The organism is Sporosarcina sp. GTC18466, from assembly GCF_055389225.1.
Map to the genome: position 1 here is coordinate 772,217 of NZ_AP044037.1, position 15,622 is coordinate 787,838.

Genomic DNA, 15,622 nt, shown 5'->3' on the forward strand with positions numbered 1-15,622 from the left:
CCTCCTTATCTGATGTATTCAGCGACACGATCCCTTCCTGCCTGCTTTGCTCCAATGTAGAGAGCTCGGTCTGCGTTCCTGAGCAGCGTCATCGCTTCATCGGTATCATCCGGTGCTGTTGAGACGCCGATGCTCGAAGTGATATAGGCGTCAATCTGTTTCAACTGTCCGTCCAAATCAGGCAGAATGGAAAATGGTGTCCGCCTGATCAGTTTCCGCATTTTCTCAGCAAAGTCGAGAGCTTTGTCCTTTGTGAAACCAGGCAGCAGAAACAGGAACTCCTCTCCTCCATAGCGTCCTACTGTCGCCCCTTCCGGCAACGCTTTTTCGAGCAGCTTTGCAAAAGAAGCGAGGATATCATTGCCGCTCTGATGGCCGTATGAGTCGTTCACCTTCTTAAAGTGATCGATATCCAGCATGACCACTGAAAGTGTATCCGTGTGCCCCTCAAGCACTTTCTCCATCTCGGAAACAAGCCGTTCTTCAAGAAACTTATAATTATACAGCTTAGTAAGTGCACATTTCTCGCTCTTCATGATTGCATCCTTCATAAGGCTTGCCTTTGTGAGTGAGACAATGAAATAAGAGCTGAGCATATCAAGGATTTTCAACTGGTACTCTTTGAATGCGTTTCTTCTTTTCGCACCGAGCAATAGTACGAATGCAACTTCCGCATTCTGTTCGATTGGAATGCAAAGGATGCTTTCTACTTCAGCTTGGGCCCCTGGTAAGCTTACCTTGCCCCATTCCTGGCGATTGTTGAACAGTATTGCCCTTTTCTCTTTCACAACCATCCTGGAGATTTCTTCGCCGGGTGTAAAAGGGCCAAAACGGCTATCGATAAACTTGCCTAGTTCGTAACCGCGGCAGCGTTCAAGCCACCCATCTTCATTCTTATATAAATAAGCATAATCTGCATGGAAAAGTTTGCTCGTTCTTTCAAGCAGCTCATCATGTATCTCTTGTTCATCAGACAAACCCGCGAGTTCATTTCCAATTACGCCTGCTTCCTTCAATTCGCTGTTCACGCGTTCCGATCTGCTGTAGGAACGTATGATCAGAACCGTTACTGCATATGGAATTCCAATCAAAGCAAATGCACTATTTCCAATCGTATCGAGCAGGAAGTATAGTGTCAGGGACATTGGGAGGAGCAGGATGATACTTGCGTATTCAAAGGCATCATCCCGTATGCTATAACTATGCTGGGATCCCGACAATTTGAAGTATACTTTTAAGTACATGAGATTAATAAAGGTCTGTACTAAACGATAAACCGTCATAGTAAAAATAACGAGCCAGAAATTATGGTTGCCGATTTTACCGCCCGCCAAATAAAAAGCTGCCGCTGATAGTATTGAAGCGACAAAAAGCATAGTCGAATTTACTGCAAAGCGTTTGACTACCCCTGTATTGTTCCTTTGCGTGAACAATATTACAAACAGGGAAAGCTGCATAATTAGCATTTCGTAAAATAACCCATACTCCAAAAAGACCGACATTGTCACCCAAGTAGTGAGAGAGATTGGTTTTCCGTTGAATTTCACGGCAAGGATGGTGGCAAGTATTGCTAGGCATATATAGAGTGCCAAGCGAAAGGGATCGATTTCTTGAGGAGCGAAATGTTTCATTGTATAAATAAAACCAAAAGGAACAATTAACAGCCAGGCAGCAAAAAGCACAGCCAGCCCCTTAGCCCTTTTTCCCAATTATGTCGCCCCCCATTTCATCGAATACCTGAAAAACAATAAATTGTCCAAATCAATTTTACAACATTTCCAAATCATTACACATAGTCTTTTGTATCCTTATTATAGATCATGATAGTCTAAAAGGCTACTTATTAGGTATAGTGATCCTGCAACTATTTTCTTTCTTCCGTTTTCGTTACTTAGTATTATAGTATCATCCGTGTAAGTTGTCACTCTTTTCTTGGAATGGCGACATATTAACGACATCTGTTCAGCTGAGGCAGCATCCGGGTGGGGGTAATCAATGAATGTAAAGGATGCGGCGACTGGCATCAGTTCTTCGAGAGTATGCTGCATGTCTTTAGTCTTCAGCATGCCGATCACAAAGTCCACCTTCTCACCGGGAAATTCCGTTTGAATGGTTTCGGTCAGCATTCTCGCGGCGGCCGGGTTATGTGCCCCGTCAAAGAAGACATTTTTGCTCACTTGCTGGAAGCGGAAAGGGAGCTGGGTCATTGAGACTGCCTCTGTTACATAAGACTCTTCCAGCTTGATTCCCGCGAGCAACAGGGCCTTGATTGCGACTGCGGCATTGATCGCCTGATGAGGGCCTTTCATCCTTCTATCATGTAGTACAAACTCTCTATTCCCCTTGAAAGTTTCAGTAAACCTTTCCTCCTGTTTCATGATGAAATCTTTACCGTATACATACAGCGGACTTTTTTCCGCTCTTGCCTTCGCTTCTACAACTAATGACGCCTCTTCCGGCAATATGCCTGTCGCGACAGGAACTCCCTCTTTGATGATGCCTGCCTTATGGGATGCGATCTCACCTACTGTAGAACCAAGAAATCCAACATGATCCAGTGCGACTGAAGTGATGACCGACACAAGCGGTGTCACGACATTCGTACTGTCGAGCGTGCCGCCCATGCCGCATTCGAGCAGTATATAATCCGGCGCATTCCTCTTGAATGTGCAAAAGGCGGCAGCCGTCAGCAGTTCGAAATCCGTCAGCATCCCGCTTATGCCCGCTTCTGCCAGATGCCTGAATGACGCATCCATTTCCTCTTTTGACGACGGTTTGCCGTTCAGTCGGATCTGGTCATGCAGATCGATGAGGGCCGGCGAAGAAAAAACGCCTGTCGTGAAGCCGTGTGACTGCAAGATGGCTTCCATGAAAGCGACAGTGGAGCCTTTTCCGTTTGTCCCTGCCACATGGATGACCGGCAGCCCTTTTTCGGGATGCCCCAGAAGACGGAGCGCTTTTTCCATCGCTTCCAGCCCCGGCTTGATCGAGTCCTCACTTTTTATTTGAAAACGTTCCTTATATTCATCCAACTTCGGAATCAATTGAATCCCTCCATATGATAAAATCGTGTTAGCGTAAGTATATCACGGCCGGAGGGGTCTACTATGAGAAGTTGTTGGGTCATCTATAATGGAAGTTTGACGAGTGATAAATTTTCGGATCAGGCGGAGCTAGTTGCTGAGGCGGCTGAACGGGCAGGCGCGCGGGCGTTCATTAGGAAAAACTATGAGGTGATGATGGATCTAGCCGGATTGCCAGCAGAGCTGCCGGATTTCGTTGTCTTCCTGGACAAGGATATTCTGCTAGCGACATATTTAAAGCAACTCGGCATTCCGGTTTTCAACGATCCGGAGGTGATCGAGACATGCGACAACAAAGCGAAACAATATTTGAAGCTGGCGGCTGCAGGCATTCCTATGCCAGAGACAGTCATCGCGCCGAAAGTCTATCCGAAGTTCACCATCTTGGAGTCTGGCTATTACGAGCGTGTGCTGCAGCGTTTCGGCTTGCCGTTGATCATTAAAGAAGGCCACGGTTCCTTCGGGATGAAAGTGTATCTGATAGAGAATGAGGAGCAGTTTTTCGAAAAAGTGGAGGAACTGCGAGGGGTCGATTATGTGTTCCAGCAATTTATTGAGGAAAGCCGCGGACGTGATATCCGGGTGAATATTGTGGGGGGCGAAATCATTGCGGCGATGCACCGTGAGTCGGAGACGGATTTCCGGGCTAATATAACGAACGGCGGAGTCGCCAGCATCATTGATCTTTCTAAGGAGCAGGAAGAGATCGCACTCAAGGCGGCAAAGGCGGTCGGTGCAGAATTTGCCGGCGTCGATCTGCTGTATGGAGAAAACGGGCCGCTCGTCTGCGAAGTGAATGCCGCAGCGCATATCCGCAATATTTACAATGTCACCGGCATCAATGTGGCGGACCGGATGATCGCATATATTCTCGAGGTATTGAAATGAAGGGCCATGTTTATTATCCTTCTGCAGAAGCTAAACGAAACATCGGTTTTATTGGCGACTTGAAGGAGCAGTCAGCTAGGCTTGGCATTTCGCTTTCATTGCGAGTGGATGAGGAAGTGCCCGATCAAGACGCGGACTTCATGATCTACCGCAGCCGCGATGCCCAGCTTGCCCGCAAGTTCGAGAGCCGGGGGTTCCGCCTGTTCAACCGGGCATCTGTCAACGAGGCGGCGAATGACAAACTGAAAACATTCCAGCTGGCAAGCATGCTTGGCGTCCCTGCGATTCCGACGCGGAAATGGACGGAAACCGGTCATCCCCCGTTTCCGTTTGTCATCAAGACCGCAAACGGCCATGGCGGCGGCGAAGTGTTCCTTTGCACGGATGAATCCGAGTTGAACCAAGCGGCAGAGCAGCTGCCAGGACATCCGCTGCTCGTCCAGCCCTATATCGAATCGAAATCCACCGACGTCCGCGTTTTCATGATCGGCACAGAAGTGGTCGGCGCGGTGAAGCGGACGGGGTGTGATTCTTTCAAGTCCAATTACACGCTTGGCGGACAAGTGGAGGCGTTTGAACCACCTGCTGAACTGGCTGCATACGCTGTGCGTATCGCGGAAGCACTGCGCAGCGACTATATCGGCATCGACTTCCTGCCGTCCGGAGGCGGGTGGCTGCTAAATGAAATCGAAGATCCCGTCGGCGCCCGGTCGTTATACGCGACACACGGCTTTTCCGTCGCCGGTCTGCTCATGGAGCATATCTTAAAAGAATTATGGAAGTGAGTGTTAAAGGCGTCCAGCTGTCATGGCTGGCGTCTTTTTGTTATTGGAAATGGATAAAGAGGCGTTCCATGTGGCTAAATGGGCGCTCTGGACGGTAAATAGGCGTTCGGCATGGCTGAACGGGCGCTCGGGGCGGTAAATAGGCGTCCAATGTGGCTAAAAGGGCGTCCGTGGCGGTAAATGGGCGTCCAATGTGGCTGAAAGGGCGTTCGAAGTGGCTAAACGGGCGTTCAGCGGCGGTAAATAGGCGCACGGCCACGGGCGTTCCTCTCGACAAGCCAAAAAACCGCCCGGCGCGGCTCTTTCAGCCATTCCGGGCGGCAATTCAATCTATTACATGTCTTTCAATTCAGCGATCCGGCGTTCGACGGCCGCTTTCTTCTCCAGATAATCCTGTTCCTTAGCGCGTTCTTCCGCTACGACGGCTTCCGGCGCTTTCGAGACGAAGCGTTCGTTCGAAAGCTTGCCTTGAACGCGTTTCACTTCGCCGTTCCACTTGTCGAGTTCCTTTTCGAGCCGCTGGATCTCTTCACCGATATCGATCAGCCCTTCTAGCGGCATGAACAGCTCTGCGCCCGATATGACAGCGGACATCGACTTGCCTGGTGCTGAGATGCCGACTCCGATTTGAAGCCCTTCCGGATTGCAGAAGCGTTCGATGTACGCGCGGTTCGCTTCCAGCACCCCTACTGTCTCTTCGTCTTTCGCGGACAGATAGAGCGGCACTTTCTTGCTCATTGGCGTGTTCACTTCAGCGCGGATGTTACGTACCGCATGAATGAGTTCTGTGAGAAGCTTCATATGCTCCGCTTTCTTCTCGTCCGTCAGCGCGCTGTCTACTACTGGCCATGCAGCCGTCGTGATCGACTCCCCTTCATGCGGAAGGTTCTGCCAGATTTCTTCCGTGATGAACGGCATGAGCGGATGCAAGAGGCGCATCGTGTTATCGAGTACGTAAGCAAGAACGGAACGCGTCGTCTTCTTCGCCGCTTCGTCTTCGCCATAGAGCGGCAGCTTCGCCATCTCGATGTACCAGTCGCACAGGTCATCCCAGATGAAATTGTAGAGCGCACGGCCGACTTCACCGAACTCATACTTGTCAGACAATCTAGTCACCTGCTCGATCGTTTCGTTCAAGCGGGTCAGGATCCATGCATCCGCAACGGATTTCTCGCCAGTCAGATCGATCTCGTCAAATGTCATGCCTTCCATGTTCATGAGCGCAAAGCGTGAGGCGTTCCAGATTTTATTCGCAAAGTTCCAGATCGCTTCGACCTTTTCCGTAGAGTACCGGAGATCCTGGCCAGGCGATGATCCTGTCGCGAGGAAGTAACGGAGCGCATCCGCGCCGTACTGGTCGATGACATCCATCGGGTCGACACCGTTGCCGAGCGACTTGGACATCTTCCGTCCGTCCTCCGCACGCACGAGGCCGTGGATGAGAACGTCTTTGAACGGACGCTGCCCTGTGAACTCGATCCCTTGGAAAATCATGCGGGATACCCAGAAATAGATGATATCGTAGCCTGTGACGAGTGTGTTTGTCGGATAGTACTTCTTGAATTCTTCATTGTCCGCATCGGGCCAGCCCATTGTCGAGAATGGCCACAGCGCGGAGGAGAACCATGTGTCAAGGACGTCGTTGTCCTGGTTCCAGTTCTCGATATCTGCAGGCGCTTCATGGCCTACATACACTTCACCGGTCTCCTTATGGTACCAGGCCGGAATTCGGTGGCCCCACCAGAGCTGGCGGGAGATGCACCAGTCATGCAGGTTCTCCATCCAGTTCAAATATGTCTTCTCGAAACGCTCCGGCACGAAGTTCACTTTCCCTTCGCCTTTTTGGAGATCAATCGCTTCTTTTGCAAGCGGAGCCATCTTGACGAACCATTGTGTCGACAAATACGGTTCGACGACCGCGCCGCTCCGCTCGGAATGCCCGACTGCGTGCAAGTGGTCTTCGATCTTGAAGAGGATACCCATATCCTGGAGGTCCTTGACGATCTGTTTCCGGCAATCAAACCGGTCCATCCCTTCATACTTGCCCGCTTTCGCATTCATCGTGCCGTCTTCGTTCATGACGAGGACGCGAGGCAAGTCGTGGCGATTGCCGATCTCAAAGTCGTTCGGGTCATGTGCCGGCGTGATTTTCACCGCACCGCTTCCGAATTCCATATCGACATAATCATCTGCAATGATCGGAATTTCGCGTCCGACAATCGGCAGCTTCACTGTCTTTCCGATCAGATGCTTATAGCGTTCGTCTTCCGGATGGACGGCGACCGCTGTATCTCCAAGCATTGTCTCAGGACGCGTTGTCGCGATTTCAATGCTGCCAGTTCCGTCTGCGAGTGGGTAGCGCATATGATAGAATGCACCCTGCACATCTTTGTGGATGACTTCGATATCCGAGATGGCAGTTTTTGTAGCCGGATCCCAGTTGATGATGTATTCGCCGCGGTAAATGAGCCCATTCTCATATAGCTTGACGAACACTTCGCGGACCGCTTTTGAAAGTCCCTCGTCAAGCGTAAACCGCTCACGGGAATAATCGAGCGCGAGGCCGAGCTTCGCCCACTGCGCGCGGATATGGCTGGCATATTCCTCTTTCCATTTCCAAGTCTCTTCAAGGAACTTTTCACGGCCTAAATCATAGCGCGTCTTGCCATCTGCGCGGAGCTTCTCTTCGACTTTCGCCTGTGTCGCGATGCCCGCATGGTCCATGCCCGGCAGCCAGAGCGCGTCGTACCCTTGCATCCGCTTCATCCGGATCAGGATGTCTTGAAGCGTCGTATCCCAAGCATGCCCGAGGTGAAGCTTGCCTGTCACGTTCGGCGGCGGGATGACGATCGTATACGGCTCTTTCCCACTTTCCGGATTCGCCTTGAAAAATTCACCTTCAAGCCACCATTCATAGCGGCCTGCCTCGATCGCGTTCGGATCGTATTTCGTCGGCATCGTAAGTTTGTCTGTCATGCCATTTCCTCCTTTGTAATGTCAGATGCGGATAGTACCCGAAAAATAAAAAAACCCCTTCGCCATAAAAAGGACGAAGGAGTATTATTCGCGGTACCACCTTTATTCGTGCATGAAGAAACCATGCACCTCAACATCTGATAACGGCTTCTAACCGGCTTTCGCTACTTATAACTTTTCACGAAAACTGCTCCCGGGCGACATTCGGCAAACGTCCATAGGCTCTCTCACCGCGCGAGCCCTCTCTTGGATGGTCCAGTCTGCTTCAAACCCGATCAACGCATCAATATGCAGCTGTCCATATTGTACCTGATAGGCATTGGTACGTCAATATGGATCCGGCATTCCGGCCTTCACCTATCATATGAAAGGAGTGCTCTTATGCGAAGAGGCTATAACCCATACTTGCTGCCGCCTTGGCTCAGGAAATGCAGGTTCTACTGCAAAGGCATCATCATCCCGATCTGCTGCTTCCAGTTGCTCCGGCTGCTGTTCGTTCCGACGACAGGCGACTTCCTGCTTCTCTGCGTCCTTGTCGGAATCGCCTTCCTGTTATACAAAAACATCATTTGAACGGAAGGTGGTCGTCGTCCATTCATCTTCCAGGCACGCGATGTATGACAGCATATCGTCCCCATTATCCGCTGGCGAGCTGTCATACGTTGCGACATGCGACATCGCTGGCGTCTCGGCAGCCGCCATGTAACTGGAGGTCGATTCCAGTGCTACTGTTTCATCGTAGGCTTCCTCTGCCGCTTCCATGGCAATTTCTTGGACAGGCTCTGCAGGTGCTGAAGCCTCGGCAACTGGTGACGCTTCAGCTGCTTCTTGTTGTTTAGTATTCTCCGCGACAGCAGTGTCTTGAGCAGCAGCCTCCTTCGCAATTTCAGCTTCTTTCTTTTGTACAGGTTGAGCCTCTGCTTTAACCACTGCATCAAGAGCTGCATCAGTCTTTACAGCCGCCAAGCTTGACGATTCGGGTTTTGCCTGTGCCACCGCGTCTCCGTATACACAATCGACATTCCACGAGAGCTTCAGCGCACCGTTCTCATCCGCTTCAGCCGCCGCCCCCTTCGCCTGTATATGGATCGGGTTTCCGACTTCCGGAGGCAGATCGATATGAAGAGGCACCGCATATTCAAAATACCCTGACGTGCCATCCAGTTCAACGTCGTCGATATACAAAGCGCTCTCCGGCTGCTCTTCCGCCCGCTCTCCTTCCTTGAAGTTGACGTTTGCGGCAATATGATAGATACCCGTCAGCCGGACACCGTCATTCGTACGTTTCTCCGTGAATCCCGCTTTCACCTTAACGGACTGCGCACCATCCGGAACACCGATATGTCCCGGGAAATAAAACAGTTCTTCCATCTTCCATTGTAAATTCCGCAATGGACTCCCTCCCTCGCTCTTTTCCTTTGTCATCCTATGCTCACGAGGGAGGAAGTAGACTAGCCGGATCCATGCATCTCTTATTACATACTAAAAAGGCTCCCATTTTCACGGGAGCCTGCAAATTATTTCGCCAATTTCTCAAATACTTTGTGGAACGCATCCACAGTCTTCGCAATGAGCTCTTCCGTATGCGCAGTCGACAGGAACATTCCTTCGAACTGCGAAGGCGGAAGGAAGATGCCTTCCTCTGCCATCAAGCGGTAGTACTCCGCGAACAATGTCAGATCGGATGTCTTTGCTTTATCGTAATCAACGACATCCTCATTCGTGAAGAAGAAGCCGATCATCGATCCTGCACGGTTGACGGTGTGCGGGATATTGTATTTCTTCGCCGCCTCGCGGAACCCTGCTTCCAGCTGGTCGCCGAGCTTCATAAAGTATTCATAGGAAGCCGGGGTCAGCTTTTTAAGCGTTTCAATTCCCGCAGTCATCGCAAGCGGATTGCCGGACAAGGTGCCCGCCTGATAGACAGTTCCTGCCGGAGCGATATGTTCCATAACTTCCCGCTTGCCGCCGTATGCGCCGACCGGAAGACCTCCGCCGATCACTTTACCGAGGCAAGTGAGATCAGGCGTGACGCCGAAGTAGCCTTGCGCGCAAGTGTAGCCGACGCGGAATCCTGTCATCACTTCATCGAAAATGAGCAGCGTTCCGTTCTTCTCTGTGAGTTCACGCAAGCCTTCAAGGAAACCCGGCTGAGGCGGGACGACGCCCATATTGCCCGCGACCGGCTCTACGATGACACCAGCAAGGTCGTCGCCGTACTGTTCAAATGCCACTTTGACGCTCTCAAGGTCATTGTACGGAACGGTGATCGTGTTTTTCGCAACACCTTCCGGAACGCCGGGGCTGTCCGGAAGACCGAGCGTCGCAACGCCAGAACCCGCTTTGATGAGAAGGGAATCGCCATGGCCATGGTAGCAGCCTTCGAATTTCAAGATCTTGCTGCGACCCGTATAGCCGCGCGCGAGCCTAAGCGCACTCATCGTCGCTTCTGTTCCGGAGGAGACCATGCGCACCATTTCGATTGACGGCACCCGGTCGATGACGATCTTTGCAAGTTCGTTTTCAAGAAGTGTAGGCGCGCCGAAGCTCGTCCCTGTTTCCGCTACGCGCTTGATGCCTGCAACTACATCTGGGTCTGTATGCCCTAAAATAAGGGGCCCCCATGACAGGACGTAATCGATGTATTCATTGCCATCGATATCTTTGATGATAGCTCCCTTGCCGCTTTCCATGAAAATCGGGTCCATGTTCACCGATTTGAATGCACGGACCGGCGAGTTGACGCCGCCCGGCAATAGGTCGACCGCTTCTGCGAATGCTCTTTTCGATTTCTCGTAAGATCTAGCCATTTACTTTCCCTCCAGCCAGCGTGCTGCGTCTTTCGCGTGGTAGGTCATGATGATATCCGCGCCAGCACGCTTCATACTAGTCAGTGTCTCAAGTACAATCTGTTTCTCATCAACCCAGCCGTTCTGCGCGGCCGCTTTCACCATGGCATATTCACCGCTGACGTTATAGGCAACGACAGGAAGGAGAACATTGTTCTTTACGTCACGGATGATGTCCATATACGATAACGCAGGTTTCACGATGATGAAGTCAGCGCCTTCCATCACATCAGACTCCGCTTCGCGGAGCGCTTCAAGACGATTCGCATAATCCATTTGATACGTTTTCCGATCGCCGAATTGCGGCGCGGATTCCGCAGCGTCCCGGAACGGGCCGTAGTAGGCGGAAGCATATTTCACGGCATACGACATGATCGGGATATCCTCAAATCCCGCTTCGTCAAGGCCTTTCCGGATCGCCGCTACAAATCCGTCCATCATATTGGACGGAGCGATGATATCGGCGCCGGCTTTCGCCTGGGCAACTGCCGTCTTCGCTAACAAGTCTAGCGATGGGTCGTTTAGCACCTTCTCGCCTTCGACGACACCGCAATGGCCATGATCTGTGTACTCGCACAGGCATGTATCCGCAATGACGATCAACTCAGGATGACGGTCTTTCGCAAAGCGGATGCCTTCCTGGACGATTCCGTGATCGTGGTATGCCCCGGAGCCGACAGCGTCCTTTTCCGCCGGAATGCCGAACAGGATGACCGACGGGATGCCAAGTGAAACGACTTCATCGAGCTCCTCGCCAAGCTTATCAAGGGAAAACTGGAAGACACCCGGCATCGAAGCGATCGGGTTTTTGATGTTCTCCCCTTCCGCTACGAAAATCGGATAGATGAAATCCTCTTTCTTCAGTTCCGTTTCACGCACCATGCTGCGGAGCGCCGAAGAAGTGCGCAAACGGCGGTTCCGTCTGAATTGCAAATTGTCCATCATGTATCATCCTTTCGTTTTCGCCAATGCATTGACGAGTTCGGGTAATGTATAGGTGTCCGGCATGGCATGGACAGCCGCCCCTTCCTCAAGGAGCGCCTTCTCTGTCACATGGCCGATCGCACCGATTGTATAGCCGGTAAATCCAGCCTGGGGCGCCACGTGTTCCGCAAAGACGCGGACAGCAGATGGGCTCGCAAACAGGACGGAGACAGGCTCTCCGGACGTAATCTTCGGAATTAATCTGCCTATCGAATCAAGGCAAGGCTCTGTCTTATAGACGGTCCATTCATCGACCGAGAATGGCAGTTCCTCACGGATCAAAGAACCCGCAAGTGTTCCCCGAATAAACAGGACATCCAGCTTCCGGCCGCCATCCGGTTTGAATTCTTGGACGAATGTATCCGCGCTAAAGCGTGTCGGAATAAAGCTGACATGGAAACCGAGCCGGTCAAGCGCCTCTGCCGTCTTCGTTCCGACAGCTGCAATCTTGGAGGAGAAGCGGTCTGCGCGCATCCCCTCCCTCTCCATCTTAGCCCCGAATGACCGGACGGCAGACTGGCTCGTGAAAATAACCCAGTCGTACGCATCAGCAGCACGCAAGCACGCCTGATCATCAGCTGCAATCAGTTCGGATGTCTCGATCAAAGGCGCATGGAAAGGCGTGCCTCCATACGTCTCGACAAGCTCGAATGCTTCATGCGATTTCTTCGTTCCGGTGAAAATGACCGTTTCCCCGGTTAGCGGAAGAACGTCACGCATCCATGTCCGCCTTCACTTTCTCGATGACCTCGGAAGCTCCCTGCACTTTCAGCTTGGCCGCGACAGCTTTGCCAGCTTCAGCCGGACTTACATTGCGGACAGTCTCTTTAAACACTTGCTGCGCGTCAGGGGAGGCGATGAAGCCTGTCAGCTCAGTCTGTTCACCATCTGTCACCGCAAACCCTGCAATCGGAACCTGGCAGGAACCATCCATCTCCGCAAGGAATACACGCTCCGCCTCGACCTCTTTCCACGTCTTTTGATCTGTCAGTTTCGCCAGTTCCGATAGAAGCTCATCGTCATCAATCCGGCATTCAATAGCAAGTGCTCCTTGGCCGACAGCTGGGATGCAATTTTCAAGCGGCAGGAATTCCGTCACAATATCATCGCTCCAGCCCATCCGCTTAAGTCCAGCGGCAGCCAGGATGATCGCATCGTATTCGCCGTCCTGCATTTTCTTCAGGCGAGTATCTATATTTCCACGAATCCATTTAATTTCAAGATCTGGCCGCATGAGCAGCAGCTGGGAGCTGCGGCGCAGGCTGGATGTCCCGACGACAGCCCCTTCTGGCAAGTCGCTGAACAAGACATGCCCTTTCGATATGAAGGCGTCCCGTGCATCCTCACGCTTCGGGATGCAGCCGATCGTCAGCCCTTCAGGCAAGCGTGCCGGCATATCTTTCATGCTATGTACCGCAAAATCGATTTCTTTATTAAATAGCGCCTGTTCGATCTCTTTGACAAATAGCCCTTTGCCGCCCACTTTTGACAGCATGACATCGACGATTTGGTCGCCTTTCGTCACGATCTCTTTCACTTCAAAGTCAAACGGCGCGCCGGCTGCCTTCATCTGGTCGATGAACCAGTTTGTCTGCGTAAGCGCAAGTTTACTCCGTCTTGAACCCACAACGATTTTTCTCAATTAAACACATTCCTTTCCATGGAGGATGTCTCTCAGACCCAGAAATGAAACTGGGATAATCTGCTGCCGAGGAAGAAATTGACGAGTACGATCAAAAATGCGAACACGTTCGCCCAGGCATAATCATTCGCTTTCAGTCTGCCACGGCTCTGCAAAACTAATACAAGACTATAAAGCAAAATCAGGAAAAAGGAGCCGATAATTTTCGTGTCAAGCACCGTCCATTCCGGCAGCGCCACAATCGCCCATTGGAGGCCCAGCACCAGGCTGATGAATAAAAGCGGAATGCCGATGAACACGGACGCTTTCATCCCCATCCATGCCTGATTCAACGAAGGCAGCCGGACAAATTGTTTCGTCCACTTCTTCCGTTTTAACACATTATAAACGAGCAAATATAAAATCGCGAACACGGCTGACATGGCAAACGCCGCGTAAGACAGAATCGCGAAGGTGATATGGATGAAAAGCAATTCAGAGATAAGTGATTCCCCGATCGGCGACTGCTCCAGCCGGTACGGCGCGAATGTGTAGATCACCATGAAGATGAAACCGATCACATTCAGGAAAAAGACGGCGAAGCCGACTTTATAAAACAGATGCAGGATGATCGACAGTGTGATCAAAAGCCAGGCAAAAAAATAGATGCCTTCAAACAAGGAGAGCACCGGGAATCTTTTAGTTTCAATGATTTGAGTGAGCAGAAAACCGCTCTGCATTATATAAACAGCCGACAAGATCCAAAATGCGCTCCGATGGGCAATCGTATCCTTATTCAAGTAATCCAGGAAGTAGAATACAAGGCTCACCGCATACAGGATGACAATCACTTCATGGAATCTTGCCAACGTCATTTCAGCCATGATGCCGTCTCTGCCTTTCCTAAAAAGAAATATGGCCGGATGCAGCCCGCCTGCCTGCTGTAAGAGCAGACAGGAAGGCCGCCCGAGCCTTAATAGGAAAGTCCTGGCGCCAGCTTCGGATTTTCCGTTTTTGTTTCCTTCTGTATTTGAACTACTTCCTGCTTTCGGTCTGCAAGCCCGAAAATCTGCTCGAACAGCGCAAGCTTCTCAAGCGCATCCGGGTCGGTTGCCAGTTCCTTCGCTTGCAGGATCGGTTCCTTCAAAAGCTGATTGACAATCGATTTCGTATGTTTGTTCAGCAGTTTGCGTTCCCGGTCTGTCAGGTTCGGCATCTTGTTCTCGATGCTCGCCATCGCTTCTGCCTGTATGCCGAGCGCCTTTTCACGGAGAGAGGAAATGATCGGCACGACGCCAAGCGTTGCTACCCACTCCTTGAAAAGTACAATCTCCTGTTTAATCATGACGCCGATCTCATCCGCCGCCTTCTTACGTTCCGCAAGATTCGCTTCCACGATATCCTGCATGTCGTCAATATCATACAGGAAGACATTCGGCAAATCGCCGATGCGCGGATCGAGGTCGCGGGGAACTGCAATATCGATCATGAACAGCGGTCTCCCCTTGCGCAATTTATCCACAAGCTTCATAAGCTCAACATCGATGACGAAGTTCTGGGCGCCTGTTGAGCTGATCAGAATATCAGCTTCCAGCAGCGTGCACTGCAATTCCTGCATCGATTTTGCGGAACCGCCAAACGGTCCGGCAAGCTCTTCCGCTTTTGACAATGTCCTATTGACAACCGTCACTTTTGCCGCCCCGTTACTGTGCAGGTTCTTGATGGCGAGTTCTCCCATCTTCCCTGCTCCAAGGATCACGACATGTTTGTCTTTCAAAGAACCGAAGATCTTCTTCCCAAGCTCCACGGCTGCATAGGATACAGACACCGCATTTTCACCGATGGCCGTCTCCGAGTGTGCACGCTTCGCAAGCGTGATTGCCTGCTTGAACAGCTCATTGAAAATCGTGCCGGTCGTCCCGATCTCTTGTGCTTTCAGGAAGCTGGTACGCACCTGCCCCAGGATCTGCGTCTCGCCGAGAACCATCGAATCGATGCCAGCTGAGACCCGCATCAGATGCTCATAGGCATCTTCATTTTCATAAATGAAAAGGTGCGGAGACAACTCATCGATCGTAAGGCCGAACCAATCCGCGAGAAACCGCTTGACGTAATATCTCCCTGTATGGAGTTGATCCGCCACTGCATAAAGTTCTGTACGGTTACATGTCGATACGATGATATTCTCAAGTATGCTTTTTTCTTGCTGCAATTTACGCATCGCCTCAGGCAGTTCAGCTTCCGTGAAGGAAAGCTTCTCCCGAATTTCGACTGGGGCCGTCCGGTGGTTGACGCCTACTACGATTGTATGCATAAGGTCCTTCACACCTCTCACGTTCTAATTCACGCTTCCTATTATAACATATGGCTCCCTGAATTTCAGGGATCAATTGTGAACAAGCTATGAATTCCAATGGTTTACAGGCTATTTTTAAA

The 15,622-nt window shown here is 51.2% G+C and carries 13 protein-coding genes and 1 other annotated feature; of the genes, 3 read left to right on the top strand and 10 right to left on the bottom strand.

From position 1 onward, the window contains the following. Nucleotides 1-5 precede the first annotated feature (5 nt). Together ACZ5FK_RS03920 and ACZ5FK_RS03925 are read right to left on the bottom strand one after the other, a co-directional pair. Nucleotides 6-1,145, bottom strand: coding sequence for a sensor domain-containing diguanylate cyclase (locus tag ACZ5FK_RS03920; protein ID WP_464806606.1), 1,140 nt, complete (start codon nucleotides 1,143-1,145; stop codon nucleotides 6-8). A 666-nt stretch (nucleotides 1,146-1,811) separates the two neighbouring features. Then, nucleotides 1,812-3,044 (bottom strand): bifunctional folylpolyglutamate synthase/dihydrofolate synthase, encoded by a 1,233-nt coding sequence (locus ACZ5FK_RS03925; RefSeq protein WP_464806607.1) that lies wholly within the window; start codon nucleotides 3,042-3,044, stop codon nucleotides 1,812-1,814. 63 nt (nucleotides 3,045-3,107) lie between these two features. Between ACZ5FK_RS03925 and ACZ5FK_RS03930 the strand changes: the two genes are divergently transcribed. After that, nucleotides 3,108-3,971, top strand: a complete 864-nt coding sequence (locus ACZ5FK_RS03930; protein WP_464806608.1) for an ATP-grasp domain-containing protein — start codon at nucleotides 3,108-3,110, stop codon at nucleotides 3,969-3,971. Continuing rightward, nucleotides 3,968-4,756: an ATP-grasp domain-containing protein gene (locus ACZ5FK_RS03935; RefSeq protein WP_464806609.1), complete on the top strand. Its 789-nt coding sequence runs from the start codon at nucleotides 3,968-3,970 to the stop codon at nucleotides 4,754-4,756. Before ACZ5FK_RS03930 ends, ACZ5FK_RS03935 begins: the two co-directional genes overlap by 4 nt. A gap of 333 nt (nucleotides 4,757-5,089) precedes the next feature. On the opposite strand, the gene ACZ5FK_RS03940 is transcribed toward ACZ5FK_RS03935, so the two are convergent. Beyond that, nucleotides 5,090-7,732 carry a valine--tRNA ligase gene (locus ACZ5FK_RS03940; RefSeq protein WP_464806610.1) on the bottom strand — a complete coding sequence of 881 codons (2,643 nt, stop codon included), beginning with the start codon at nucleotides 7,730-7,732 and terminating at the stop codon, nucleotides 5,090-5,092. A 66-nt stretch (nucleotides 7,733-7,798) separates the two neighbouring features. Beyond that, nucleotides 7,799-8,020, bottom strand: a binding site (T-box leader). A 93-nt stretch (nucleotides 8,021-8,113) separates the two neighbouring features. On the opposite strand from ACZ5FK_RS03940, the gene ACZ5FK_RS03945 reads away from it, so the two are divergent. Beyond that, the gene (locus tag ACZ5FK_RS03945) at nucleotides 8,114-8,305 is read left to right on the top strand and encodes a hypothetical protein (protein ID WP_464806611.1); all 192 of its coding nucleotides are present in this window, start codon (nucleotides 8,114-8,116) and stop codon (nucleotides 8,303-8,305) included. On the opposite strand, the gene ACZ5FK_RS03950 is transcribed toward ACZ5FK_RS03945, so the two are convergent. From ACZ5FK_RS03950 to hemA, 7 genes are all read right to left on the bottom strand, one after another. Further along, nucleotides 8,285-9,124: a hypothetical protein gene (locus ACZ5FK_RS03950; RefSeq protein WP_464806612.1), complete on the bottom strand. Its 840-nt coding sequence runs from the start codon at nucleotides 9,122-9,124 to the stop codon at nucleotides 8,285-8,287. The genes ACZ5FK_RS03945 and ACZ5FK_RS03950 overlap by 21 nt on opposite strands. A 125-nt stretch (nucleotides 9,125-9,249) precedes the next feature. Further along, entirely contained in the window at nucleotides 9,250-10,542 is a 1,293-nt protein-coding gene (gene hemL, locus ACZ5FK_RS03955; protein ID WP_464806613.1) for a glutamate-1-semialdehyde 2,1-aminomutase, read from the bottom strand. Then, the gene (hemB, locus tag ACZ5FK_RS03960) at nucleotides 10,543-11,523 is read right to left on the bottom strand and encodes a porphobilinogen synthase (protein ID WP_464806614.1); all 981 of its coding nucleotides are present in this window, start codon (nucleotides 11,521-11,523) and stop codon (nucleotides 10,543-10,545) included. It abuts the gene before it with no gap. Nucleotides 11,524-11,529: 6 nt separating this feature from the next. Then, nucleotides 11,530-12,285, bottom strand: coding sequence for a uroporphyrinogen-III synthase (locus ACZ5FK_RS03965; protein ID WP_464806615.1), 756 nt, complete (start codon nucleotides 12,283-12,285; stop codon nucleotides 11,530-11,532). After that, a complete protein-coding gene (hemC, locus tag ACZ5FK_RS03970; protein WP_464806616.1) occupies nucleotides 12,278-13,207 on the bottom strand; it encodes a hydroxymethylbilane synthase in 930 nt (309 codons plus the stop codon). Before hemC ends, ACZ5FK_RS03965 begins: the two co-directional genes overlap by 8 nt. A 32-nt stretch (nucleotides 13,208-13,239) precedes the next feature. Then, the gene (locus tag ACZ5FK_RS03975; RefSeq protein WP_464806617.1) at nucleotides 13,240-14,070 is read right to left on the bottom strand and encodes a cytochrome C assembly family protein; all 831 of its coding nucleotides are present in this window, start codon (nucleotides 14,068-14,070) and stop codon (nucleotides 13,240-13,242) included. Between the two features lie 89 nt (nucleotides 14,071-14,159). Next, nucleotides 14,160-15,500 carry a glutamyl-tRNA reductase gene (gene hemA, locus ACZ5FK_RS03980; RefSeq protein WP_464806618.1) on the bottom strand — a complete coding sequence of 447 codons (1,341 nt, stop codon included), beginning with the start codon at nucleotides 15,498-15,500 and terminating at the stop codon, nucleotides 14,160-14,162. Nucleotides 15,501-15,622: the final 122 nt, after the last annotated feature.